The following is a 23,339-nucleotide window of genomic DNA, read 5'->3' as shown; positions in this document are numbered from 1 at the left end:
TCATGTCCGAACGCAGTTTCCTTGGTGACATGCTCAACACGCTGTTCGAGCGGCGGCGGGCCACGTCCCGGGTGAGCGATGACCGGTCGATCGAAGAGATGTGCACGTCGCTTCTGGACGCCGAGGGCGAGGTGTCCGGGATCACTCTGGCGCAGGCCATCGTCCATCGCTATACGCGGATGTCCGATGCGGACCGGCTGGCGTTCTTCCGGTTCCTCAACGACGGGCTCGAGATCGACCTCGATGCGCTGGACGCGGCGATCACCGCCTACAAGACAAGCGGTGACGCGCGGGATTACAGAACCATCGCCACCCAAGCCGAACCCCGGCGGCAGGAGCTGTTGCGCCGGTTGAACCAGGCGCCCGGCGCGACGCTGGCTCTCGTGAACATGCGGACCGACCTCTTGAAAGCGGTGAAGGACGAACCCGATCTGGCCCGCACCGATATGGATTTCCAGCACCTTCTGCGCAGCTGGTTCAACAGGGGGTTCCTTGTCCTGCGGCAGATCAGTTGGGAAACCCCGGCCAGTATCCTCGAGAAGATCGTCAAATACGAAGCGGTCCACGCCATCCGCGATTGGGAAGACCTGCGCCGCCGCCTTTACCCGGACGACCGGCGCTGCTTTGCGTTCTTCCATCCGGCCATGCCGGACGAGCCGCTGATCTTCGTGGAAGTGGCGCTCACCCAATCGGTGCCGGAGTCGATCCAGAGCGTGCTGACCGAGGACCGTGAAACGCGCCGGGCGCATGACACCAAGGTCGCCGTCTTCTATTCCATCTCGAACTGCCAGGCGGGGCTCAAGGGGATATCCTTCGGCAACCTTCTGATCAAACAGGTGGTGGCCGAGTTGCGGCAGGAACTGCCGGGCCTGGAGACCTACGTCACGCTGTCGCCGATTCCGGGCCTGATGGCGTGGATCAAGGAACAGGACGCCCCGGATTACGCCGCGATCCGCGAGGGCGCCGCCACGCCCGACGAGATCCGCACGGCAGCAGTGCGGTATCTGCTGTCGGCAAAAACCCCGGACGGCGCACCGCGTGACCCGGTAGCGCGCTTTCACCTTGGCAATGGCGCGCAGATCTACGCTGTGCACGGTGCCGCCGATATGTCGGAAAACGGCCTTCGGCAATCGGCCGGTGCGATGGTGAATTACGAATACGATCTGAACCTGATCGAGCAGAACCACGAGCGGTTCGTTCAGGAGCGTGCCATCTCGAAAAGCCCGGGCTTCAAGGGCGAGACGGCGGCGGCCCAGAAGAAACGAAGGATCCAGGCCTGATGGCGAACCACGTCTACGATCATCTTATCGCCCGTCACGCGGACAATGACGCCTGTTTCCTGAAGCGGGATGATGCCCCCGCGATCAGCTATGCCGCCTTTGTGGGTCTTGTCGCCCAGATCGCGCATGTGTTGCGGGACGCAGGCCTCACACCCGGTGATCGCGTGGTGGTGCAAGCGCCGAAATGCGTTGAGATGGTCGCACTCTATGCCGCGACGCTTCAGGCGGGGGGCGTGTTTCTACCGCTCAACACCGCCTACAAGCGGGACGAGGTGGCCTATTTCGTGGAGGACGCGACGCCGCGGATCGTGGTCTGCGATCCGGCCTCGGTGGAGACGCTGACCGGGATCGCCGACAGGGCCGGGGCCATTCTCCTGACGCTCGATGCGGCGGGGCAGGGGACGTTGATGGCCTCGGTGCCGGACAAGCCCACCACGTTCGACACCGTGCCGCGCGGGCCGGATGATTTGGCGGCGCTGCTCTACACCTCGGGGACAACGGGGCGGTCGAAGGGCGCGATGCTGACCCATGACAACCTGCTGTCCAACACCAAGGCGCTGACAGAGCTGTGGCGCATCACCGATGCCGACACCTTGATCCACGCGCTGCCGATCTTTCACACGCATGGGCTTTTCGTGGCGCTCAATACTTCGCTTTATGCGGGGGCCTGCGTGCATTTCATGCCCGGTTTCAGCACCGATGCGATCCTCGCGGCGGTCCCCGAGGCGACGATGCTCATGGGCGTTCCGACCTTCTACACCCGTCTGCTGGCCGATCACCGGCTGACCAGAGAAATGACGTCGAACATGCGCCTGTTCGTGTCGGGCAGTGCGCCGCTGCTGGCCGAGACGCATATCGCCTTCACCCAGCGCACCGGGCATCGCATCCTCGAACGCTACGGCATGACCGAAACCAACATGAACACCTCCAACCCTTATGATGGCGACCGCCGGGCGGGCACGGTTGGAAAGCCGTTGCCGGGGGTCGAGGTGATCGTGACCGATCCCGAAACGGGCCAGCCGCTTCCGCAGGGCGAGGTCGGCATGATCGAGGTGCGGGGGCCGAACGTCTTCAAGGGTTACTGGCAAATGCCCGACAAGACTGCCGCCGAGCTGCGCGAAAACGGGTTCTTCATTACCGGCGATCTGGGTCAGTTCAGCGAGGACGGCTATTTGTCGATTGTCGGTCGGTCCAAAGACCTGATCATCACCGGAGGTTACAACGTCTACCCGAAAGAGGTGGAGGACGTTCTGAACGACATCGACGGGGTCGAGGAATCGGCTGTGTTCGGCGTCCCGGATGCCGATTTCGGCGAAGCCATCATCGCCGCCGTGGTGATGGTGCCGGGGCATGCACCGACCGTTGAGGCGCTGGAAAACGAGGTCGCGGATAAGCTGGCGCGGTTCAAGCACCCGCGCCGTTACGAAATCATCGACGCCCTGCCGCGCAACACGATGGGCAAGGTGCAAAAAAACGTCTTGCGGGATCACTACGCCGGGGCTGTTGCGGCGGGGTAGCTCCGTTTCGATCAGCCACCCACGGGCTGGGGCTGGGCGACCTCTGCGGTCATGAAATCGCGCAGGATGCCGTTGAAGATCTCGGGCTTTTCCAGATGCGCGGCGTGGGCGCAATTGGGAAGCACCGCCAGCCCGCTGTTGCGGATCGACATCCAGAGCTGTTCGGTCTGTCGCCACGGGTAGGTGCGATCATGGTCGCCCCAGACCACCAGCGTCGCGGCCTTGATGGATGCGAGATTGGACACGCCGCACCACGATTGCATCGCGTCGAGTCCCGCCGTGATCGCCTGGAGGCTGCTGCGTTCGGCGATGGCGGCGCAGTCCTCGAACGCGGGAGAGGCTTCGCGATCGAGAAACCAGGTGGCGGCAATGCGGCGCGCGGTCTTGCGCGGTCCATCCGACTGCGCGCGCCATTTCGACGTCTCGATGGTCTCGAACCGGCCAGGCAGAACGCCTGTGGCCCCCGTGCCATAAAGAACCAACCGCGAGACTCGATCCGGCACCGTCGCCGCGATTTCCTGCGCGATCATGCCGCCCATCGAGTGGCCGAGCAGGTGGAACCGGTGGATGCCCTGCGCGCTGAGAGCGTCGATCACCCAGCGGGCGAAGCCCGCGATGCTGTCGGGCGCTTCGAGGTCGGCGTTTTCTCCGAACCCCGGCAGGTCCACCGCGATCACATCGACAGTGCCGCGCAAGGACGCGGTGAGTGCGGTCCATTGTCGGCTGCCGCCCATGAAGCCGTGGACGAAAACCACCGGCGTCATTTTCGGGCGCCCTGCACAATGCGGTCCAGGATCATGGCGCAGAAGAGGATCGCGAACCCGGCAAGGATGCCTTGACCGACATTCGCGTATTGCAGCGCCTCCAGCACGTCCTCGCCCAACCCCTTGGCGCCGATGAGCGAGGCGACCACCACCATGGCGAGCGACAGCATGATTGTCTGGTTGATGCCTGCCCGGATCGACGGGCTGGCCAGCGGCAGGTCCACCTTGGTCAGCAGATACCACTTGTTCGCGCCGAAACTGATCGCCGCCTCGCGCACGCTTTCGGGCACGCCGCGCAGGCCGAGCACGGTCAGACGCACCACGGGCGTGCCGCCGAAGATCATCGTGACGACCACGGCGGCGGGTTTGCCGACGCCGAAAAAGGCGATGACCGGGACCATGAACACGAAGGCGGGCATGGTCTGCATGAAGTCCATGATCGGCTGGATGAACGCATAGAACCGGGGCCGCCGCGCGGCGAACATGCCAAGCGGGATGCCGATGGCGATGGACAGGCAGGCGGCAGTGCCCAGCAAGGCCAGTGTCGTCATTGCGGCTTCCCAGAAACCGAGCAGGCCCATGTACGCCAGGAATGCTCCGGAATAGATCGCCGTTCGCAGCCCGGCGGTAAGCCATGTGAGCAGAATGATCAGGCTGGCGATCACGATCCACGGCGTCTGCACCAGAATGATCTCGAGCGCGTCGAGAAGCGTGCGGATGCCGAAGGTCAGACCTTCGAAGAACGCTTCTGAGTTGCGCACGCACCACGCGATGAAATCCTCGACCCATGTGATGCTGGTCAGGCGGATATCGGGATCGGTCGGGAAGGCGCTGAGCAGTGAATAGCGCCCCGGGAAGCTGTAGTGGAGCATGGCTGTCGCCACGATCAGGATCATGAAGATCGCGCTGAAGACGATATGCGAGACCGGCAGCCCCGACCGGATCGACCGATCCGACATCCATTCGGAGAACCGCGCTTCGAGCGCCCAATTGGCGACGGTTGCCTGTGCCGCTTTGGCCAGGATCAGAATGACGATGCCGGTCAGCACGATTGTCGGGCCTTGCGCGGCCAGCGCGTCAGCCTCGTCGCGGATGCCGCCGATATTGGCTTCCAGCGACTCCACCGTCCGGCGAAACGCATCGACCCGGTCCGATCCGCTTTCGATCGCGGCGGCGAGCTGCTGGCGGCGCAGATCCAGCGTGCCTTCGATGGAGGCGATGCGCGCCATCGCATCCGCCGCAAGATCGCCGAAGAGGCCGCGTGCGATCTGCACGAAGGCCAAGGCTTCAAGGATCAGGAACGGCAGCGCCCAGGACCAGAGCCCGCGCGCGCCGAACCAGATCGGACCGAAGAGCCCGGCCATGAGGTTGAACGTTGGGGTAAAGCGGGAGGACGCGCCGATCTTGTCGAAATTCGCGATATAGTAGTCCGGATTGGTGCGGACGAAGGTACGGATGTTTTCGCGCCGTTCCTCGGCGTAGGCGAGGGCGGCATCGCTTTCGGTGTCTTCGAGCGGGTTGATGTCCATCTTGTTCATGACACTTCCGTCCCTTCGATCACGGTGCGCAACAGATCGGCGCGGGTGATCACGCCCACGTCCTGACCTGCGTCCTCGACAAGGATCGCGCTGGTGTAGTTAATGGCGAGGGTGATCAGGTTGCTGAGCGTTTCCTTTTCGCTCACCCGCGGCGCATCTGCGGGCAGGGGGCCATTCTTGGCGAGATAGGGGGCCAACGGCTGCATCACCGCATGGGCATGCACCACCTTGAGCCGCGAAATGCCGGCGACGAAATCGGCCACGTAATCATCCGCCGGGTGCATCACGATGTCTTCGGCGGTGCCCATCTGAACCATCTTGCCATCGCGCATGATCGCGATGCGGTCGCCGATGCGGACGGCTTCGTCCAGATCATGGGTGATGAAGACGGTCGATTTCTTGAGGATCTTGCTCAGGCGGATGAATTCATCCTGCAACTGCCGCCGGATCAACGGGTCGAGCGCCGAGAACGGCTCGTCCATCAAAAGCACGTCCGGGTTCGCTGCAAGCGCGCGGGCAAGGCCCACACGTTGCTGCATCCCGCCCGAAAGTTCATGCGCGAATTTCGATCCCCACGCGCCCAGTTCGACAATATCGAGGATCGCCGCCGCCTGGCGCATCCGTTCGTTCTTGGCGACCTGCCGGATTTCCAGCGGCATGGCAACGTTGTCGAGCACCGATCGGTGCGGCATCAGCGCAAAGTTCTGGAACACCATGCCGATCTTGCGGTTGCGGAAGGTTTGCAACTCTTTGGGCCCAAGCGCCATGACGTCGGTGCCTTCGATCTCGATCTTGCCGGAGGTCGGCTCGAGCAGGCGGTTGAAGTGGCGCACAAGCGTGGACTTGCCGCTGCCCGACAGCCCCATGATGCAGAAAATCTCACCGCGCTTCACGTCGAGGCTGACATCGGCCACACCGACAACCGCGTTGAATTCGGCCAGCACCTCGGCCTTGGTCAGCCCGCGGTCGTGGATGGCTTTCAGCGCAAGCTCGGGCTTGGCGCCAAAAATCTTCCAGACATTGGATATCTCTATGACGGTGTCGTCATTCATGAGCCCACGCCTTGTCAGGGGATTGGCGGGCATCGGCGGTTTCACCGATGCCCCTTTGGTCAGGACCGGGCGATCAGAGGCCGAGCCATCCGTCGACGCGGTCGCTGTTGGCGTTGACCCATTCGGCGGCCACCTCTGCCGGGTCACGGCCGTTCGCGCTGATCTCGAAAGCGAGTTGGCTCACGTCCTCGGCGTTCAGGCTGAAATTGGCGAAGAATTCCGCAATCGCCGGGGACCGCTCTTCGAGCGAATTGGACCACGCGATTTGCACGTCCTTCAGTGCGTCCTTGGTGGCGACCATCGAATTTTCGTACCAGTTGGGGTCATCCGACGGCTGCACCATGACGTATTTCGCTTCGTCGAATGTCGGTTCGGTGAGCATCATCACGTCGAACATGAACCACACCGCGTGCGGCTCGTAGCAATAGAAGGCATAGCCTTCACCCTTGGCGATACTGTCCTTGATGCGCGCGGTCTTCACCGCTTCCTCGGCGCGGATGGGTTCGATGAAATCAAGCAGACCGTAGTCGCGGACCTTGACCTCGTTCACGTTGGCCGAGGCCCAGCCCGGCGCACCGATCCAAAGCTCGCCCTTGCCGTTGCCGTCGCTGTCCATCAGCGCGGCGATGTCGGGACGGCCAAGATCGGCGATGTCGGTGATGTTGTTGGCTTCGCCGAACTGCTTGGAGACACAGAACCCCTGGTTGCCTTGGTAGGGGTTCGACGACAGCGTCACGGTGCCCGCCTCATCGACATATTGCTTGGTAAAGCTCTCCTGGTTCGGCAGCCAGACATCGGGATGCACGTCGATATCGCCCTTGCCCTGGTCCATCGCCTGAAAGATCGTGGCGTTGTTGCCGGGGACATATTCGACCTGCCCGCCGATGCGCGAGGTGACGACTTCGCCCAGAACATGCGCGATTGCCTGTGCGCCGGTCCAGGACGGGACGCCGATCTTGACCTCTTCGGAGGCAAGCGCGGGCAGGGCGAAGACGCTGACCGCCGTGGCGAGGCTTAGAGACTTCAATATGGTTTTCATGGTGTTTCCTCTGTTGGTTCCGGCCACGTGCCGTGGCCTGTCATTTTTCCGGTGCGCCGTTCTTGTCGCGGCTTCACTGGCATCTCGCGCGATGAGGGTGGGTTCGGTACGCGGGTGCCCATGCGTCAAGCGTAGGAACAGATTCGCGCACCGCGCCAATTCAAACATTTCATCAAACTATTCCGATTTTGCATGATTATGGGTAAGGTGCCGAAAAAGCCCTTGTTTCCAGAGGTGTTAGATGGATCTGAACTGGTTGCGCGATTTCGACTGTCTTGCGCGGTCGCAGAACTTCACGCGGGCGGCTGATGAAAGAAACATCACTCAATCGGCGTTCAGCCGTCGGATCAAGGCGCTGGAAAGCTGGGTTGGGATGCCCTTGGTCAACCGCGCCACCTATCCGGTGCAGCTGACCGAGGCGGGCCAGCAGTTCCTGCCGATCGCCAAGGCGGCGATTTCGCAACTGGCTGAGGCGCGGCAGACGCTGCGCGAGTCCGACCGGGGGGAGCATCGCTTCACCCGCTTTTCTGTGCTGCACACGATTTCTGTGCATTACCTCGCGCATCGGATCGACGCGTTTCAGGCCGACATGCCGGACCTGCGCACGCGGGTGATCTCGGATTCGCTCAGCACCTGTTGCGAGCTTTTGATGGAAGGGGCGGTGGACATCATGCTGTGCTATGCGCACAGCTCCGTGTCGCCCACGATCGACGAGACCGCCTTCGCCAGCAAAGAGCTGATGATCGATCACCTCATCCCGGTGGCGACGGCGCAGGCGGTCCGCGATCATGGATGGGCTTTGGACGACCCTTCCCAAGACGCGATCCCGTACCTCGCCTATGAGCATTCCAGCTTTCTCGGCATGGTCGTGGAGCATACGATCGGCCGCAAACGGTTCACGGCGGAAACCGTTTATGTCGATGGCTTGGTCGAAGCGGTAAAACGCAGGCTCATGGCGGGAAGCGGTTTTGCCTGGATGCCGGAAACCGCGATCCAGCAAGAGCTGGCCAGTGGGCAGGTCGTCCCCGTCGGAGGCGATGCCTGGCGCACGCCTTTGTCAATCGTCGCGTATGCCAACCCATCGCAATTCGACCGGTCGACCGTGAAGCTTTGGGACGCCTTGTAAAGCGCGCGGTCAGCCGATCACGCCATCCCGGCGCAGCGTTGCGATGGTGTCGGCGTCGAACCCCGCATCGGTCAGCACGGCGTCGGTCTGCGCGCCCAGATCGGGGGCAGGGTGGCGCAGGGCGAGCGGCGTTTCCGAAAACTTCATCGGAAAGCCGGTCATGCGCACCGTGCCATGCCCCGGATGCGGCACATCCATTACCATCTCCTGTGCGGCGACTTGGGGATCGGCCAGGGCCTCGGTCAGGCTTTGGACCTTGCCACTGGGCACGCCCGCGCTGTTCAAACGGCTGATCCAGTTTTCCTGCGTGTCCTTCGCGAGTGCTGCATTGATCAGCGCGTTCATCTCTGTCCGGTTCTCGAGGCGGGCGGCGTTGTCGGCAAAACGCGGCTCGTCCAGCAAGTGGGCCAGCCCAAGCTCGGTCAGGAAGCGCCGCAGGATCGGCACGGTCGACGGTGCGACGGCGATATCCCCATCCTGCGTACGAAAGAGGCCGTAGGGCGACGCGATGGGATGGTCATTGCCCGTCGGCACCGGATCGATGCCCGTCGCCAGCGCGTTGGCCGACAGGTAGGCCAGCATCGACATCATGGACATCATCATCGACGCCTCGACCCGCTGCGCCGGGCCGCCCGCCTCGCGCCCGCGCAGGGCGGCGACGGCCCCAAGGGCGGCGTAAAGCCCCGCGATCAGGTCGGTCATCGGCGGCGCGGTGCGCAAGGGGCCCGATTCAAGCGTGCCGTTGGTGCTCATGTAGCCCGACATGGCCTGTGCGATGAAATCGAATGCGGGGCGATCCGCGTAAGGCCCGGTCGATCCGTAGCCGTTCACGCTGACCACGATGAGGGTCGGGTTGATCTCGGCCAGACGCTCTGCGCTGAGGCCCATCTCGTTCAGCACGCCGGGGCGGAAATTCTCGGTCAGGATGTCGGCATCGGTCAAAAGCCGCTCCAGAACCGCGCGTCCCTGGGGGTCGCGCAGGTCGAGCACGACAGAGCGTTTGTTGCGGTTGAAGCTGGCGAAATACCACGACAACCCGTCGATCTTTTCACCCTGGCCGCGCACGTGATCGCCGCCGGGGGCTTCGATCTTGATGACATCCGCGCCCAGATCGCCCAGCAGCATGGAGCAAAACGGACCGGAGAGGATGCGCGTGAGGTCGATGACCCGCACGCCCGACAGGGGCAAATCGGTCATCCTGCGGCCGTCGCCGTCAGACCGGGATCGAAGCGGCGCAGGCGGGGGCCGGACTTGATGACCTGACCGGGTAGGTCGCGGCCGATGATCTCTTGCGTCAGCTTTGCCGCGTCGATCAGGCGGTCGAGGTCGATGCCCGTGTCATAGCCGCTTTCGTTGAGCAGGTAGACCAGATCCTCGGTGCAGATATTGCCGGTGGCACCCGCCGCAAAGGGACACCCGCCCAGACCGCCGACAGAGGCGTCGTAATGCGTGACACCCTCGGCCAGACCGGCCATGACGCAGGCAAGGCCCACGCCGCGCGTGTTGTGGAAATGCAGCCCGATGCCAAGCCCCGGTGCCTCGGTCCGGATCGCACGGATGGCGGCGCGCACGGTCTTGGGCGTCGCCATGCCGGTGGTGTCGCCAAGCCCCACGGATTTCGCACCAAGCTCCTGATACCGCTTGGCGATCCGGGCGACCTGTTCCGGCGGCACCTCGCCCTCGAACGGACAGCCGAAGGCGGTGGCGATGCCGCCTTCGATGGCCACGCCCGCCTTGTCGAGCAAGGTGAACACCGCCTCGAAATCCTTGAGCGATGTGGCGACGGAGCGGTTCACGTTCTTGAGGTTGTGCGTCTCGGAGGCCGACACGACCGTGTGCACCGCGTCGACGCCGCAGGCCGCCGCCCGCTCTGCCCCGCGCAAGTTCGGGATCAGCGCGGTGATCACCGCACCCTCGGGCCGGTCGATCCCGGCCAGCACCTCTTCGGCATCGGCCAGTTGCGGCACGGCGCGGGGGCTGACGAAGGACGTGACCTGCATGTGCCGCAAGCCAGATGCGAAGAGCGCGTTGACGATGGCGATCTTGCGGTCGGTCGGGATGAAGGCGGACTCGATCTGGAACCCGTCGCGCGGGCCGACCTCGCACACAGTGATGCGGGCGCCATCGGGCACCGGCGTGGTCGCGGGGAGGGCGGTCTTGGCCATGGCCTGTCCTTTCGTCTTCGGCAAGCGGCACTCTGCCCCGAGGGAATTCGCCATTGCAAGGGGCCCCGTGCACGCCGGATTTTCGCGCACCGGGACGATCGCGCGCAAGGGCCTTGAAAAAGGTGCGAAAATCGCATCCTTTCGGTGGAGGTTTAACTGGGAGGTACAAACCGATGTTTTTTCAAAGACTGATTTCCGCCAAGCTGGGTGCCGCGATGGTGACAGCCACGGCGCTGACCCTGACGGCCGCTCCGGCCACGGCGACCGAGTGCATCGCGCCCTCGAACCCCGGCGGCGGCTGGGATTTCACCTGCCGCACCATTGGCCGTATCCTGACCGAGCTCGATCTCGTGGATGGCAACGTTCAGGTCACGAACATGCCGGGCGGCGTCGGGGCCGTGACCTTCGCGATGGTCGCATCCGAGCGTCCCGCCGATGCCGAGCTGATCGTCGCGACGTCCACAGTGGGCATCACGCAGATCGCACAGGGCCGCTATCCCGCGCCGCTGGATTCGATGCGCTATCTGGCGATGCTGGGGGCCGATGTCGGCGTGATCGCGGTGGACGATGAAAGCCCGATCCAAAGCCTGGCCGAGCTGAACGAGATCATGGTCAACGACCCGACCTCGATCGTGACTGCCGGATCGTCCGGTGCCGGTGGCTGGGATCACATCCGCCTGCTGATGGTGGCCGATGCTGCCGGGCTCGAAAACCTGTCCGACCTGCGCTGGGTGCAGTTCGACGGTGGCACCGATGCGGTCACGCAGATGATGGGCGGACAGATCGACGTTGTCTCGACCGACATGGGCGAAATCGCGGGCTTCGTGGAATCCGGTGACATCCGCATCCTCGCGGCTCTGTCGGACGAACCGATCCCGGCCTTCCCGGACATCCCGACCGCCGCGTCGCAGGGCATCGATGTGACCGGCTACAACTGGCGCGGGCTTTACACCGGCGGTGAGGTCACCGACGAAGAATACGCGGCCTGGGTCGAGAAGCTCGAAACACTCTACAATTCCGAAGAGTGGCAGACAGCGGCGACCGAATCCGGTCTCGTGCCGATCTGGCGCGGTGGCGACGAGTTCGAGACCTTCGTGCGTGAACAGGCGCAGATCATGGAAGACATCTCGCGCGATATCGGCATCATTCAATGAGCACACGGATCATGGGCGTCGTGATCTTCGTGGTCGCGGCGCTCTACACCTGGCAGGCGGGGGACTATGTCATCACCTTCGGTGATGTGCTGGGCCCGTCCGTCTTTCCGGTGATCGTCGGTATTCCGATGATGATCCTGTCCGCATCGCTCGTCGTGTTTCCGACGGGGCAGGCCGAATGGCCTGCTCCGCAGCGGATGTGGCGGCAGGCGGCGGCGCTGGCGGTTCTGGTGGGGTACACGATCCTGCTGCAACCGCTGGGCTTTCCGCTGGCCACTTTCGCCTTGATCGCGCTGATCGGGATCATCCTGGGCGGTGCTGCGTGGAAGGCAACGCTTCTGGGCGCCCTCATGGCACCGGCGCTTTGGGCGCTGTTCGACCAGGTGCTGGGATTGCCTCTCGATTTCCTCGGAACGCTGTTCGGCTAGCCCCGCACGGGCACATAAGGAGACATCATGGAAACCCTGTCGCTTCTGGCCGGTGGTTTTGCCGTCGCGATGACGCCGCTCAATATCGGCTTGCTGCTCATGGGCTGTTTCGTCGGTACGCTTCTTGGGGCGTTGCCGGGGCTTGGTCCGGTGAACGGGGTGGCGGTGTTGATCCCGCTGACCTTCGCCTTCGGGTTCGATCCGACATCGTCGATGATCCTGCTCTCGGCGGTGTATTTCGGCTGCATGTATGGCGGGCGGATAAGTTCCATCCTTCTCAACATTCCGGGCGACGAACCGGCGATCATGACTACGCTCGACGGCTACCCAATGGCGGTGCAGGGGCAGGCGGCGAACGCGCTGGCGATCTCGGGTGTCGCGTCCTTTGTCGGCGCCACCATCGCGGTGATCGGCCTGTCGCTCTTTGCGCCGCTCTTGGCGCGTGCGGCGATCCATTTCGGGCCTGCGGACTATTTCGCGCTCTACATCCTCGCCTTCGCCACCATCGGCGGCATCGCGGGCGTCGATCCGCGCAAGACGTTGCTGTCGGCGCTGATCGGGCTGTTGCTGGCCACCGTGGGCATCGACCCGATTTCCGGCGTGCCGCGTTATACTTTCGAGAATTATCACCTGTTCGACGGGATCGAACCCATCGTGGCGCTGGTGGGCCTCTTCGCGATTTCCGAGATTCTGATGCTGCTGGAAAAAACCGTGAAGGACCGTACCAAGGCGATCCCGGTGGGAAGCTGGCTGCCGCAATGGGGTGTGATCTGGAAAACCCGCTGGGCCATGCTGCGCGGCTCCGGCGTCGGCTTCGTCGCGGGAGTCTTGCCGGGCGCGGGCGCTTCGCTCGGATCGTTCATGGCCTACGTGACCGAAAAGCAGACATCGAACAAGAAGGGCACCTTTGGCAAGGGCGATCCACGCGGCGTAGCGGCGCCTGAATCGGGCAACAACGCCGCCGCCGGGGGCGCCTTGATCCCGATGCTGTCGCTGGGCGTGCCGGGGTCGGGCACGACGGCGGTTCTGCTGGCGATGCTGATTTCGTTGAACGTGCAGCCCGGGCCCTTGCTCTTCGAACGCCAGCCAGAGTTGGTCTGGGGCCTCGTCGCGTCGCTCTACATGGCGAATATCGCGCTTCTGGTACTGAACCTGCCAATGATCGGCGTGTTCACCCGGCTGATGATGACCCCGACATGGGCGCTCATGCCCATCGTGGCGGCGGTGACGTTCGTGGGGGTTTACGGCATTTCGAACTCGGTCTTCGATCTCGAGATGATGGTCTTCTTCGGTGTGCTTGGCTACCTGCTGCGCAAGCTCGATGTGAGCCTTGTGCCTTTGGTCCTGGGCCTGCTGCTCGGTGGCGACATGGAGCGCAACCTGCGCCGCGCCATGTCGATCTCGGACGGGGATTGGGGCATCCTGATCGCCAGCCCGATCTCGATCACGCTTTATATCATGACAGCCGGGTTCCTCATCCTGTCGGTCTGGCTCGCGGTGCGGGACCACAAGCAGGCGCAGGCGGAACGCATGACCGAGGGCTGATCCGCGGCGCGACCCAACAGGAAAGGACAGCGCATGGGCACGTTTGACGAGGATCTCTTCGACAAGGGGCTGGAGCGGCGCAAAGCGACGCTTGGTGCGGAGTATGTGCAGCAAAGCCTCGACAGCGCCGACGATCTGACGCGACCGTTCCAGGAGGCGATGACCGCGTGGTGTTGGGGGTTCGGCTGGGGCGATGACGCCATCGACGCCAAGACCCGCAGCATGATGAACCTCGCCATGCTGGGTGCTTTGGGCAAGATGCATGAATGGGAACTGCACTGCCGTGGCGCGATCAATAACGGCGTCACGGCTGAAGAAATCCGCGCCATCTGTCATGTCGTGGCGATTTATTGCGGTGTTCCGCAGGCCCATGACTGCCTGCGGAGCGCGCGCAAAGTTCTGACAGAGCAGGGATTGCTCTAGATCACAGTCTCACATCTCAAGCGCCGCTTGCGTCAAAGCGTCGGCGTTGAACGGCATGCGCCTGAGCCTGAGACCGGCGGCGTCGTGGATGGCGTTCGCGATGGCGGCGACAGTCGGGCCGGGAGAGGCTTCTCCAGCCCCGACGGACGGGTGGTCCTGTCCTTCGAGGATTACAACATCCATCACCGGCACATTGTCGAAGCGGAGCACCGGGTAGCTGTCCCAGTCGCGCGAGGTGATCCCGTCGCGGTCCCATGTGACCTCCTCGCAAAGCGCCCAACTGGCCGCCTGCATGAACCCGCCTTCGAGTTGGGCTTTCAGGCCATCGGGATCGACCACGCGGCCTGAATCTGCGACGATGATCGCATGGTCCAGACGGACTTCGGCGGCGTCGGTCACTATCACGTCGACGGCGATACCGACGCGGGTCATGGCGTTCTTGTACTGGGCATAGGCGATGCCGCGCCCGGTGCCGTCAGGCTTTGGCCCGCGGTCCTGAAGGCGGCGGGCGAGTTCCTGCAACACGGCTGAGGCGCGGGGATCGGTCAGATGCGCCTGCCGGAACGCGATGGGGTCCATCCCGCATTGCGTGGCAAGGTCGTCCATCGAGCATTCGATGGCAAAGACATTGGTCACGGCGCCAAGGCAACGCATGGCCGACGTGCGGTGTGGCAAGCCCCGCACGAGGTTTTTGACCAGCCGCTTTTCCGGGAAGGCGTAGATCGGATCCAGATTGCGGTGCATCCCCGCATGGGTGCCCATGTTCGGAGGCGAAACGTAAGGATCCATCGCCTCGGCGCGGAACCGGTTGGCAAGTAATTTGGCAGGCCCCGCGCGGTTCGGACCGGGGCGGGGTCGCCCGCGATGGGTGTCGCTATGCGCTTCGGCAGAGAACGCGGCGATGCGCCCGTCCGCCAGTTTTACATCGACCTGAACCGCCATCGCGGGGGCGAACGGCTCCCACGCGTGCTCGTCCTCGCGGCTCCATTTCAGCAGGATCGGCGTGTTCGGCTGCGCCATCGCGATCAGCGCCGCCTCGAACGCAGCATCGTCCGCGCCATTGTGGCCGTAGCAGCCAGAGCCGGGGACATGGGTGATTTCGACCTGATCAGCGGACAGGCCAAGGCTGTCGGCGATGGCCTCGCGCAGCGGATAGATGCCCTGGCTGTGGCTTTTGAGGATGAGCCGCTCGCCCGTCCACTCGGCCAAGGCCGCCGACGGCGCCAGCGCGCCGTGCATCTGGTAGGGGCGCTCGAACCGTGCGCTCAGATCCGGCGCGTCGAGCGGGGCAGGGACGGGGGCGGTTTGCGGCGTGCCGTCGACCACCGGGAAGCGTTCGGCATTTTCAGCGGACAAATGCGCAAAGACATCGGTTTCGGGGAAGCCTCCGCCCAAATCCCAGGTGCAGGCCAGCCCAAGGCTGCGTGCCGCCTTCACGACATCCCATTCGCGCGGACCGGCCACGGCGATGAAGCTACCGTCGCGAACGACCTTCATGCCTTTCGCTTCGGCCTTGTCGATGGCTGCCCGGTCGATCTCTTGCAGCGTCGCCTTTGCGTGGGGCGGGCTGATGCGGCGGGCGTGCCACATGCCGGGCAGGTCAAGATCGTGCAGGAAGGTGAAGCGCCCAGTCACCATCTCGGTGATGCCGCGCATGTCCGGTTTCGGCGGTTGCTCGGGGATGTGCCGCGGCAGGTCGGGATCAATGGGCAGGTCAGGCGGCAGGTCGCGGGCAAGGTCGATCAGGCTCAGGCGAATGTTGGTGCAGGGGCGATGGACAAAGCCATCCTCCAGCACCCAATCCGCCGCATCGCCGCCTTGCTGTTCGACCGCCAGCGCCACCACACGCGCCCGCAAGGTCGCGGCGGCAGAGGCCACGGCGCGGCCCGATTGCTCGACCGAATTGCTGCCCGAGGTGATGCCTTCATCCGGCGCGTGGCCGGTGCGGACGGGGGCAATCGCCACCTGCGACAGGGGCAGCGCCAGTTCTTCCTGAACGATCCGCACGAGAGCGGTCGAAATCCGCTGGCCGATATCGACCTTCCCGGTGTGGATCAGCAGGCGATCCGCCTCCGGCGTCAGCCAGTCCGAGACAAGAGGGTAGGCATCGAGGCTCATGTCGTGGCGGCCCGTTCGATGGCGCGCAGCACGCGCGGGTGTGATCCGCAGCGGCACAGATGTGGAGTCAGTGCTTCTTTGGTGGCGTCGCTATCCGGTGCCGGGTCGTCCGACAGAAGCGCCGCGGCCGCCACCACCAGACCAGAGGTGCAGTAGCCGCATTGTGCAGCCGTTTCCGCGACAAACGCCTGCTGCACGCGCTGACCGATCTCGGTGTCGGCGATGCCTTCGATGGTGGTGATCTCCTGACTCTCGAACACCTCGACCGGGCTCACGCAGGACAAGACGACCTTGCCGTCGACCATCACCGCACAGGCCCCACATTGCTCCAACCCGCAGCCCAGCTTGGTGCCCTTGAGCTTCAGCTCGTCGCGCAGGACAAAGACCAAAGGCGTGTCCGGGTCAGAAGCAATGTCGTACCGTGTTCCGTTGATCGTCAGCGACAGCGTCACGGCGCGACACGCTCCCATTTGATCTGGACGTCCACATCCGCCGATTTGAACAGGTTCATCACCGGGCAGCGATATTCGACATTGCGCGTCAGCCGTTCGAACCGTTCCTGCGTTTCTTCGGTGTGGACGCGGATGCGCAGCTTGACCCAGTTGAAATACGGACGCACGCCCTGCACACCACGGCTGCCGCGCTGGTCGACCTCACCATCGGCGTCCATGTCGACGGCGGTGTATTCGAACTTCATCGCCTCTGCGCAGCGGTTGATGATGACGCCTTCGCAGCCCAGCAAGGAGGACAAGGTCATTTCCAGTGGCGTTGGCCCGGTGTTCGACTCTTTCTCATCGGTGATGACGATGTGATCCCGCACCATCATGACCGACCGGGTCGAGGCTTCGTTCCGGGCGCTGACGCGGCGGATGCCGAGGGCCTTGGTGTTCGGGTCCACGCTGGGGGGAAGAAGGTCGGTATCGCTCACAGGGTCATCTCCAGAATATCAATGCCACGGTTTCGGTCGAGAACGTAGATCAGGCCTCTGTCATCTACATCGACATCGTTGGATTGTGGGGCCGCACCGCTGGCGCCGGGCACCATGTAATGCGCCACTTCGACAGGCAGGTAAGGGTCGGCCACGTCAAGCACGCGCAGACCGCCGGCGAACCACGTCGCGTAGATCAGCGTGCTGTCGAGCTTTTCGCGGAACTGGTGCGCGCCGAAGCGCACGCCGTCTTCGCTGACCCAGGGGCAGAACCGTTCCGACAGGTCCCAGGCGGCGATCGGTTCCATCTTGGACAGGTCAGTGACGTCCACGACCCAGAGAAAGCCGTGCAGCCGTCCGGGAAGGTGGCCGTGTTCTTCGTCGATGGCGATGGCAAACCGCTTGCCGTCGATCTTCTGCTCGAGCGGCATCACCGTATGGGTCGGCTCGGGAATGGCCTCGGGGAAGCGGTAGGTGCCCTTGACGGTCGGCTTGGTGATGTCGCTGGCGTCGAGCACCCGGAACCCGGCATGCCAGACCGCCGCCCAAAGCTCGTCCCCGCAGCGCATCGCATGGTGCAGACGGTGGCTGTAGCCCTTGCCGGTGGGTGTTTCGCCGTTCGCCACGTGCTGCCCCGGCATATGCCAGCGCGAGACTTCGGTGGGGTTGGTCGGGTCGGCCAGGTCGTAGATCACGAGGATATTGCCGACATAGCCTTCCATCTCGGTCGAGATATAGGCGTAGTTGGCGTCCATATCGAAGCGGTGCACCCCGAAACCATGCGTCTTGACGTAGGACAAGAGCTTTGGCGCGGTCTTGTCAGAGACATCCCACACACGGAAGCCGCCGCTGGAATAGCCGCGCTCCAGCGCCTCTTCGAGAACCGGGATGTCCGAAATCTCGACCCCCAGACGCTCCGCGATCTCGGCATCCGAAAGACCCTCGGCCCGCAAGCCCGCGATCTTCTCGCCCTTGCGCAGGAAATGCCGCCGGTCCTGTTCGACATTGGTGATCATGATGTTGCCGACCACCTTGACCTTGTGGGTGTGTGACCACTCATCGGGCGGTTCGACATGCGACACCACCTTGGGATTGGCCGGGTCGGAGATGTCGATGATCGACGTGCCTTTCGGCGGCTTCATGTGACCGACAAAGGCGTAGCCACCCTGCACGGTGACTTCGCCGCCGCCCTCGATGTCCAGATGGGCCACTTGGCGGATATTGCGCGCCAGTTCGTATTCGACTTCACGTTTCATTCGGCAGGGACCTCGAGTTTGCGTTTACGCCGCATGTTGAAAACGATGGGCAGGATGATCGACATCGCGAAGGCCACCCAAAGGATGTTGCCCAGCGTGGACGAGAACAGGACCATGATGTCGCCGTCGGATTTCTTGAGCGACCAGAGGAAGTACTTTTCCAGAAGCGGCCCAAGGATGACCCCGATCAGGATCGCGGCGACGTGGTATCCGGTGCGCCGTGCGACGTAGCCCAACACGCCGAAGGCCAGGGCGAGATACATGTCGAACATGTATTCGCGCGGCACGAAACCACCGACCAGCGTGAAGGCGATGATCATGGGCGCAAGATAGATCGTCGGGATCGTGGTGACGTGGCTCATGTAGCGCGAGAGCGGCAGGATCGTCAGGAACATGATGACGTAGCTGACCGCCATCGCCATGAACATGCCGTACCCGACCTTGGGCTGGTTTTCGAACAGCGACGGGCCGAAGCTGACGCCGTGGAACTGCATCACCACCAGCATGATCGCCGCCGTGGCCCCGCCCGGGATACCCAGCACCAGAAGCGGCACCAATGTGCCGGAGGTCACGCCGTTATTGGCCGCTTCCGGGGCGATCAGGCCCTCGGGGTGGCCGGTGCCGTAAAGCTCGGGTGTCTTGGAGAAACTGCGCGACTGCTGGTAGGCGACGAAGCTCGCGATCGACGCACCCGCGCCGGGGATCACGCCGATGACCAGACCGATGATCGACGTCCAGACGATGTGCACCCACCGCTTGAGCGCGATGCGGACGCCATCGAACGTGTCGGTCCAGTTGGGCGCTTTCGGTTCGTTGTCGTGGTTCACGATCACGCGCTTTTCGATGATGACGAAGGCCTCGGACACGGCGAAGAGGCCGACAAGCGCGGGGATCAGCGGAACCCCGTCATAGAGTTCGAGGAACCCGAACGTGCCGCGCGGCGTGGCATAGACCACGTCCGTGCCGATGGAGCCGATCATCAGCCCCAGAAAGCCCGCGATCAGGCCCTTCACCATGTCCTGCGCCGCGATGGAGGCGATCAGGGAGATGCCGAAAAGCATGACCACGATCATCTCGACCGAGTGCATGTAGAACCCGACGCGCGCGAGGATCGGCATGGCCGCCAATGCCACGACCGTGGTCAGGAGACCGCCGATACAGGACGCGACAAACGAGATCGCCAGCGCCTGCTGACCCTTGCCCTGCTTGGCCATCGGATAGCCGTCAAGCGGCGTTGCGGCGGCTCCGGCGGTGCCGGGGATGTTCACGAGGATCGCGGGAATGCCCGCCCCCATGCGCGCCGCGCAATAGAGAGAGATCATGAACACCAGCCCCGATTGCAGGTCGAGCGCCAGTGTCAGAGGCATCAGGATGATGATGGTGTTCGCGGCCGAAAAGCCGGGAATCCCGCCGACGATCAGCCCGAGAAAGATGGTGGGTACGATGATGTACCAATAGCCGATGGTCTCGAAAAAGACCTCGGTCAGGATCGACGCTGTGCTGCTATCCATTGGTCAACACCGCTTTCATCGTCGTCTCGAACCATCCGCGTGGAAAGCGGGTGTCGAAGGCCCAGATGAAGACCGCCCATCCGGTCAACGCCATCACCCCCGAGATCAGCGTGATGAAGACCGGATTCCGACCCTTGGCGAGGATCAACATGCTGATCGCCAGAAAGAGGAAGGTCATGAGCGTAAAGCCCAGATAGTCGATGAACATCACGTAGGCGATCGTCATGACCAGAAGCCCGATGCGACCGGTGCGGATGTCGTCTATCGTGAAAAGGTTGCTGAACCCGAGTGTGCCTTCACCCCGCCGCAGCCAGATGATGCTGCGCACGAAGAAGATGGCGCAGACCAGAAGCAGGATGCCTCCGACCATGAAGGCGCTGACCTGCGCCGTCCAGGGCGAGTTCCAGATGGTCGAGAAGAAATACAACGTGAAGCCCACCGCGATGATGGGAATAACCAGCTCTCCGCCGATTTGACGTGGCGGTTTGTAAGGGTCTGAAGCCATGAGTGCGCCGTCCTGTCTGCAATTCGGATGCGGTGTGACCGGCAGCGGCCTGTGCGCTGCCGGTCGGGTGGCGGTTACGCGCCGCTGAGCAGCGACTTGTAGCGCTCACCGAGTTCGAGCATCGACTGTTTGAACGCCTCGCATTCCTCGACACCTGCATATTGCAGGTATTCCGGCGTGCCGTTGTTGGCGACATAGGCTTCCATCAGGGCCGGATCGTCGAAGGTCTCCTTGAAGGTGGTCGTCAGGATCTCGAACCGGTCCGGATGGTCCTCCGCCGCTTTCCGGTGGATGCCGAACGCGCGCGCCGACAGCATTTCGGGCAGGTCCATGTCGTAGGCGTCGTTGATGCTCGGCGCATTGTCGAGCGCCTCGCCCACGATATTGTCGCCGAAGACCAGCAGCGTCTTGACGCTGTCGCCCGCCGCGATCACCGACCCCGATGTCAGGACCGAGAAATCCACTTCGCCCGTCACGGCACCGGCGACGGTGCCCTTGCCGCCCTGAAGCGGGATCAGGTTGAAGTCGATGCCCAGCTTGTCGCCAAGCGCGAGCAGGCCGATGGACGCCGGGTGCGCCATGCGGCTGGTTCCGACATTCAGGCGGCGCGACTTGGCGGCCGAGATGATGTCGTCCATCGTTTGCAGCGGGCTTTCCGCACCGACGAACAGACAGCAGGGGTCCTTGTCGACCTGACCGAAGTAGAAGTAATCGTTCACGTCAAAGCTCGGGGCCTGCATCGCCCAGTTCAGGACTTCCGGACCCATGTTGCCAAAGATCAGGTTGTAGCAGTCAGGATCCGCTTTCCCCATGTAGATCTCGTAGCCGACGCGGCCCGAAGCGCCCGGGTAGAAGCCCGGTTCGAAATCCGTGCCGAGCTTTTCTTTCCACACGCTGGAAAACGCGCGGAAGTTCCGGTCGGCCCCGCCGCCTTCAGAGGTCGGGACGTAGACGTTGATATTGCGTTCCGGGAACGTGTTGGCCCGGACAAGGCCGGGTGTGGCCAGGGTCAGGGCCGTTGCGGCAGCCCCGGTTCCCAGCAGCGTACGGCGGGTGATCATCGGTTTCATGGACATGGTCTCCTCCCAGTTTCATGTTCAAGGTCTCTTGCGCGTCTATTGGTCATCCGCAGGGATCGCGCGGTTCCCGGCGGGTTAGTCAACTCCTCCTGTCGGCGCCGGTGCGGCGCTGGCGTAATAGATATCGGTGGCCCCGGCATAGATCAGCCGGGCGGCCAGAATGGTGAGCACGATCTTCAGCACGATCCGGAACCGCCGGTCGTCGATCCGCGACAGCATCACCTTGCCGGCGAGCGTTCCCAGAACACCGGCCGCGATCAGCAGGATGATCAGCCCGGCCCAGACGCTGAAGGCAAAGCCAAGGATGCCGAAGGCCACAGTCTTGAGCAAATGTTGCAGCGTCATGAACATCGCGTGGGTCGCGACATGGGCGTGACGGTCCAGATCCTGCGCCCGCACATAGGTGGCCACGAACGGCCCGGTGCCGCCGAAGAACATCGTCAGAAAGCTAGAAAACACGCCGGTGATCATGCCGGACCGGCGCAGGAATTCGGGTGGTTTCGACACCACGGACCACAGGATGAAGAGCCCCACACCGACCTGGATCCAGCCCGCCTCGAGCTGGATCACCAGCGATCCGCCCAAAAGGATCCCGATCAGCGCGCCGATCGCGAAAGGGCCCAGCAGGTCGAACCGCATGTAGCGCGTCATGATGACGGCGCGGCCCGCGTTGGAACCAAGCTGCACAAGCCCATGCACCGGAATGATCGCCGCGGCAGGCAGTAGTGTCGCCAGCACCGCCAGCATCACCGCACCGCCGCCGATGCCGAAGGCGATGGTGATGAACGAGCTGGCGAAACTGACCGCGAGCAGTGTCGTCGCGGTCGGCCATCCCAGTCCTGCGTGCCACATCTCCATCATCTCAGGTGTCCAGAACCGATGGGTGAAACAATGATATCGGATCAACCGGGGCGGCGGACAGGTGCTGCTCCAGCGAATAACGGCAGATCGCGTCGATCTCGGCCATGTTGGCGGTGCAGCCATAGCTCCAGTAATCCGGCCCCATGCTGGCCAGCGTCCGCTCCATCGCGGAATTGAGCCACGGCAGCGTCATGCGGTTCGCATTGCCAAGCCAGACCGACCTGAGCCGCGCCATCGCGATATCGCGGGATTCGACGAATGCATTGTACAGCGCGCGGGGCAGGTCGGGGTTTTCCTCGGCGATGGTCTTGCGGATGCCGATCAGGTGCATGATGGGAAAGAACCCGGTCTTGCGATGGTACGCCTGTTCCGCAGCCTCGAAATCGGGGATGAGGCGCACAAGATCGGGATTGCCCTCCAGAAACGCCTTGGGCGGCTTCGGGGCGAGCAACCCGTCGATTTCACCGCGCAGAAGCATGTCCTGCAACGTGTCGCCTTCGGTGATCGGTTCGACCACCATGCCTTCGGGCAGCGCAAGTTCAAGCCGCTCGCGCCGCACGCCTTCGTCCAACGCGCCGGTGCGCCAGTGGATGTCGTCGCACGCCACGCCGTATTCATCCGCCAAAATACCGCGCATCCAGAGGGCGGCGGTCATCTGGTATTCGGGCACGCCGATCTTGTGTCCTGCGAAATCAGCCGGGCTTTCGATGCCTGAACCGGCGCGGGCAAAGAACCCGCTGTGCCGGAACGCGCGGCTGACGAACGCCGGGATCGCCGTGTAATCCGACCCACCGCGCGACAGTTGCAGAACGTAGCTCGACACCGACATCTCGGTGATGTCGAACCGCGCCTCCTGCACGGCCCAAGGGAAAAGCTTGGACGTCGGATGGATGTGGCTTTCCAGCGTGACACCCGGAATGGTCACGCGCCCGTCATGCAACGCCATGACGCGGTCGTGGTCCCATGTGGCAAGTGTCAGGTTCAGGTTGCTCACGCCCGCGGGTCTCCTTCGGCGGCGTGCAACGCTGTTCGCAGTCCGACCGACCGGGA

The 23,339-nt window shown here is 63.4% G+C and carries 22 protein-coding genes; 7 read left to right on the top strand and 15 right to left on the bottom strand.

Annotation, left to right across the window (positions count from 1 at the left end):
- Nucleotides 1-2: 2 nt before the first annotated feature.
- Both Q1B16_RS18545 and Q1B16_RS18540 read left to right on the top strand, forming a co-directional pair.
- Nucleotides 3-1,280: a malonyl-CoA decarboxylase gene (locus tag Q1B16_RS18545; RefSeq protein WP_299792467.1), complete on the top strand. Its 1,278-nt coding sequence runs from the start codon at nucleotides 3-5 to the stop codon at nucleotides 1,278-1,280.
- Nucleotides 1,280-2,797, top strand: a complete 1,518-nt coding sequence (locus tag Q1B16_RS18540) for a malonyl-CoA synthase (RefSeq protein ID WP_299792464.1) — start codon at nucleotides 1,280-1,282, stop codon at nucleotides 2,795-2,797. Before Q1B16_RS18545 ends, Q1B16_RS18540 begins: the two co-directional genes overlap by 1 nt.
- An 11-nt stretch (nucleotides 2,798-2,808) precedes the next feature.
- Here Q1B16_RS18540 and Q1B16_RS18535 read toward each other — a convergent pair whose 3' ends face one another.
- From Q1B16_RS18535 to Q1B16_RS18520, 4 genes are all read right to left on the bottom strand, one after another.
- Nucleotides 2,809-3,561, bottom strand: coding sequence for an alpha/beta fold hydrolase (locus Q1B16_RS18535; RefSeq protein WP_299792461.1), 753 nt, complete (start codon nucleotides 3,559-3,561; stop codon nucleotides 2,809-2,811).
- Nucleotides 3,558-5,099, bottom strand: coding sequence for an ABC transporter permease subunit (locus Q1B16_RS18530; RefSeq protein ID WP_299792458.1), 1,542 nt, complete (start codon nucleotides 5,097-5,099; stop codon nucleotides 3,558-3,560). Before Q1B16_RS18530 ends, Q1B16_RS18535 begins: the two co-directional genes overlap by 4 nt.
- Nucleotides 5,096-6,151, bottom strand: a complete 1,056-nt coding sequence (locus Q1B16_RS18525) for a betaine/proline/choline family ABC transporter ATP-binding protein (protein ID WP_299792455.1) — start codon at nucleotides 6,149-6,151, stop codon at nucleotides 5,096-5,098. The genes Q1B16_RS18530 and Q1B16_RS18525 overlap by 4 nt, the downstream gene beginning before the upstream one ends.
- 73 nt (nucleotides 6,152-6,224) lie before the next feature.
- Nucleotides 6,225-7,190 (bottom strand): glycine betaine ABC transporter substrate-binding protein, encoded by a 966-nt coding sequence (locus Q1B16_RS18520; protein WP_299792453.1) that lies wholly within the window; start codon nucleotides 7,188-7,190, stop codon nucleotides 6,225-6,227.
- Nucleotides 7,191-7,431: 241 nt separating this feature from the next.
- On the opposite strand from Q1B16_RS18520, the gene Q1B16_RS18515 reads away from it, so the two are divergent.
- Nucleotides 7,432-8,316: a LysR family transcriptional regulator gene (locus tag Q1B16_RS18515; RefSeq protein WP_299792450.1), complete on the top strand. Its 885-nt coding sequence runs from the start codon at nucleotides 7,432-7,434 to the stop codon at nucleotides 8,314-8,316.
- A 9-nt stretch (nucleotides 8,317-8,325) separates the two neighbouring features.
- Here Q1B16_RS18515 and Q1B16_RS18510 read toward each other — a convergent pair whose 3' ends face one another.
- Entirely contained in the window at nucleotides 8,326-9,513 is a 1,188-nt protein-coding gene (locus Q1B16_RS18510) for a CoA transferase (protein WP_299792447.1), read from the bottom strand.
- The gene (locus Q1B16_RS18505) at nucleotides 9,510-10,481 is read right to left on the bottom strand and encodes a hydroxymethylglutaryl-CoA lyase (RefSeq protein ID WP_299792444.1); all 972 of its coding nucleotides are present in this window, start codon (nucleotides 10,479-10,481) and stop codon (nucleotides 9,510-9,512) included. The genes Q1B16_RS18510 and Q1B16_RS18505 overlap by 4 nt, the downstream gene beginning before the upstream one ends.
- 173 nt (nucleotides 10,482-10,654) lie before the next feature.
- Here Q1B16_RS18505 and Q1B16_RS18500 point away from each other — a divergent pair, with 173 nt between their 5' ends.
- Genes Q1B16_RS18500 through Q1B16_RS18485 form a run of 4 tightly spaced genes read left to right on the top strand, consistent with a single transcriptional unit; the run spans nucleotide 10,655 to nucleotide 14,031 of the window.
- Entirely contained in the window at nucleotides 10,655-11,635 is a 981-nt protein-coding gene (locus Q1B16_RS18500; protein WP_299792441.1) for a tripartite tricarboxylate transporter substrate-binding protein, read from the top strand.
- The gene (locus Q1B16_RS18495; protein WP_299792438.1) at nucleotides 11,632-12,063 is read left to right on the top strand and encodes a tripartite tricarboxylate transporter TctB family protein; all 432 of its coding nucleotides are present in this window, start codon (nucleotides 11,632-11,634) and stop codon (nucleotides 12,061-12,063) included. The genes Q1B16_RS18500 and Q1B16_RS18495 overlap by 4 nt, the downstream gene beginning before the upstream one ends.
- A 27-nt stretch (nucleotides 12,064-12,090) precedes the next feature.
- On the top strand, nucleotides 12,091-13,608 hold the full coding sequence (locus Q1B16_RS18490; protein ID WP_299792436.1) for a tripartite tricarboxylate transporter permease: 1,518 nt from the start codon (nucleotides 12,091-12,093) through the stop codon (nucleotides 13,606-13,608).
- A gap of 33 nt (nucleotides 13,609-13,641) precedes the next feature.
- Nucleotides 13,642-14,031, top strand: a complete 390-nt coding sequence (locus tag Q1B16_RS18485; RefSeq protein ID WP_299792433.1) for a carboxymuconolactone decarboxylase family protein — start codon at nucleotides 13,642-13,644, stop codon at nucleotides 14,029-14,031.
- A 9-nt stretch (nucleotides 14,032-14,040) separates the two neighbouring features.
- Here Q1B16_RS18485 and Q1B16_RS18480 read toward each other — a convergent pair whose 3' ends face one another.
- The 9 genes from Q1B16_RS18480 to Q1B16_RS18440 form a co-directional block, all read right to left on the bottom strand.
- Nucleotides 14,041-16,149 (bottom strand): molybdopterin cofactor-binding domain-containing protein, encoded by a 2,109-nt coding sequence (locus Q1B16_RS18480; protein WP_299792430.1) that lies wholly within the window; start codon nucleotides 16,147-16,149, stop codon nucleotides 14,041-14,043.
- Nucleotides 16,146-16,601, bottom strand: coding sequence for a (2Fe-2S)-binding protein (locus Q1B16_RS18475; RefSeq protein ID WP_299792427.1), 456 nt, complete (start codon nucleotides 16,599-16,601; stop codon nucleotides 16,146-16,148). The genes Q1B16_RS18480 and Q1B16_RS18475 overlap by 4 nt, the downstream gene beginning before the upstream one ends.
- Entirely contained in the window at nucleotides 16,598-17,077 is a 480-nt protein-coding gene (locus Q1B16_RS18470; RefSeq protein ID WP_299792424.1) for an OsmC family protein, read from the bottom strand. The genes Q1B16_RS18475 and Q1B16_RS18470 overlap by 4 nt, the downstream gene beginning before the upstream one ends.
- Nucleotides 17,074-18,333 carry a hypothetical protein gene (locus Q1B16_RS18465; protein ID WP_299792421.1) on the bottom strand — a complete coding sequence of 420 codons (1,260 nt, stop codon included), beginning with the start codon at nucleotides 18,331-18,333 and terminating at the stop codon, nucleotides 17,074-17,076. The genes Q1B16_RS18470 and Q1B16_RS18465 overlap by 4 nt, the downstream gene beginning before the upstream one ends.
- Nucleotides 18,330-19,844, bottom strand: a complete 1,515-nt coding sequence (locus tag Q1B16_RS18460) for a tripartite tricarboxylate transporter permease (protein WP_299792418.1) — start codon at nucleotides 19,842-19,844, stop codon at nucleotides 18,330-18,332. The genes Q1B16_RS18465 and Q1B16_RS18460 overlap by 4 nt, the downstream gene beginning before the upstream one ends.
- The gene (locus Q1B16_RS18455) at nucleotides 19,837-20,349 is read right to left on the bottom strand and encodes a tripartite tricarboxylate transporter TctB family protein (protein ID WP_299792415.1); all 513 of its coding nucleotides are present in this window, start codon (nucleotides 20,347-20,349) and stop codon (nucleotides 19,837-19,839) included. The genes Q1B16_RS18460 and Q1B16_RS18455 overlap by 8 nt, the downstream gene beginning before the upstream one ends.
- Before the next feature lie 74 nt (nucleotides 20,350-20,423).
- Entirely contained in the window at nucleotides 20,424-21,419 is a 996-nt protein-coding gene (locus Q1B16_RS18450) for a tripartite tricarboxylate transporter substrate-binding protein (RefSeq protein ID WP_299792412.1), read from the bottom strand.
- 84 nt (nucleotides 21,420-21,503) lie between these two features.
- The gene (locus Q1B16_RS18445; protein WP_299792409.1) at nucleotides 21,504-22,289 is read right to left on the bottom strand and encodes a sulfite exporter TauE/SafE family protein; all 786 of its coding nucleotides are present in this window, start codon (nucleotides 22,287-22,289) and stop codon (nucleotides 21,504-21,506) included.
- Nucleotide 22,290: 1 nt separating this feature from the next.
- The gene (locus tag Q1B16_RS18440) at nucleotides 22,291-23,283 is read right to left on the bottom strand and encodes a 4,5-dihydroxyphthalate decarboxylase (RefSeq protein WP_299792406.1); all 993 of its coding nucleotides are present in this window, start codon (nucleotides 23,281-23,283) and stop codon (nucleotides 22,291-22,293) included.
- Between the last annotated feature and the right edge of the window lie 56 nt (nucleotides 23,284-23,339).

Origin of the sequence: uncultured Marivita sp., assembly GCF_947488135.1 — a bacterium.
Classification (GTDB): Bacteria; Pseudomonadota; Alphaproteobacteria; order Rhodobacterales; family Rhodobacteraceae; genus Marivita.
The sequence above is the reverse complement of the archived record's forward strand: the minus strand, read 5'-3'. Positions and strand labels throughout refer to the sequence as shown.

Coding starts and splice junctions, on each gene's coding strand:
- Q1B16_RS18545 (WP_299792467.1), top strand. CDS start 3: ATGTCCGAACGCAGTTTCCTTGGTGACATGCTCAACACGCTGTTCGAG.
- Q1B16_RS18540 (WP_299792464.1), top strand. CDS start 1,280: ATGGCGAACCACGTCTACGATCATCTTATCGCCCGTCACGCGGACAAT.
- Q1B16_RS18535 (WP_299792461.1), bottom strand. CDS start 3,561: ATGACGCCGGTGGTTTTCGTCCACGGCTTCATGGGCGGCAGCCGACAA.
- Q1B16_RS18530 (WP_299792458.1), bottom strand. CDS start 5,099: ATGAACAAGATGGACATCAACCCGCTCGAAGACACCGAAAGCGATGCC.
- Q1B16_RS18525 (WP_299792455.1), bottom strand. CDS start 6,151: ATGAATGACGACACCGTCATAGAGATATCCAATGTCTGGAAGATTTTT.
- Q1B16_RS18520 (WP_299792453.1), bottom strand. CDS start 7,190: ATGAAAACCATATTGAAGTCTCTAAGCCTCGCCACGGCGGTCAGCGTC.
- Q1B16_RS18515 (WP_299792450.1), top strand. CDS start 7,432: ATGGATCTGAACTGGTTGCGCGATTTCGACTGTCTTGCGCGGTCGCAG.
- Q1B16_RS18510 (WP_299792447.1), bottom strand. CDS start 9,513: ATGACCGATTTGCCCCTGTCGGGCGTGCGGGTCATCGACCTCACGCGC.
- Q1B16_RS18505 (WP_299792444.1), bottom strand. CDS start 10,481: ATGGCCAAGACCGCCCTCCCCGCGACCACGCCGGTGCCCGATGGCGCC.
- Q1B16_RS18500 (WP_299792441.1), top strand. CDS start 10,655: ATGTTTTTTCAAAGACTGATTTCCGCCAAGCTGGGTGCCGCGATGGTG.
- Q1B16_RS18495 (WP_299792438.1), top strand. CDS start 11,632: ATGAGCACACGGATCATGGGCGTCGTGATCTTCGTGGTCGCGGCGCTC.
- Q1B16_RS18490 (WP_299792436.1), top strand. CDS start 12,091: ATGGAAACCCTGTCGCTTCTGGCCGGTGGTTTTGCCGTCGCGATGACG.
- Q1B16_RS18485 (WP_299792433.1), top strand. CDS start 13,642: ATGGGCACGTTTGACGAGGATCTCTTCGACAAGGGGCTGGAGCGGCGC.
- Q1B16_RS18480 (WP_299792430.1), bottom strand. CDS start 16,149: ATGAGCCTCGATGCCTACCCTCTTGTCTCGGACTGGCTGACGCCGGAG.
- Q1B16_RS18465 (WP_299792421.1), bottom strand. CDS start 18,333: ATGAAACGTGAAGTCGAATACGAACTGGCGCGCAATATCCGCCAAGTG.
- Q1B16_RS18460 (WP_299792418.1), bottom strand. CDS start 19,844: ATGGATAGCAGCACAGCGTCGATCCTGACCGAGGTCTTTTTCGAGACC.
- Q1B16_RS18455 (WP_299792415.1), bottom strand. CDS start 20,349: ATGGCTTCAGACCCTTACAAACCGCCACGTCAAATCGGCGGAGAGCTG.
- Q1B16_RS18450 (WP_299792412.1), bottom strand. CDS start 21,419: ATGAAACCGATGATCACCCGCCGTACGCTGCTGGGAACCGGGGCTGCC.
- Q1B16_RS18445 (WP_299792409.1), bottom strand. CDS start 22,289: ATGATGGAGATGTGGCACGCAGGACTGGGATGGCCGACCGCGACGACA.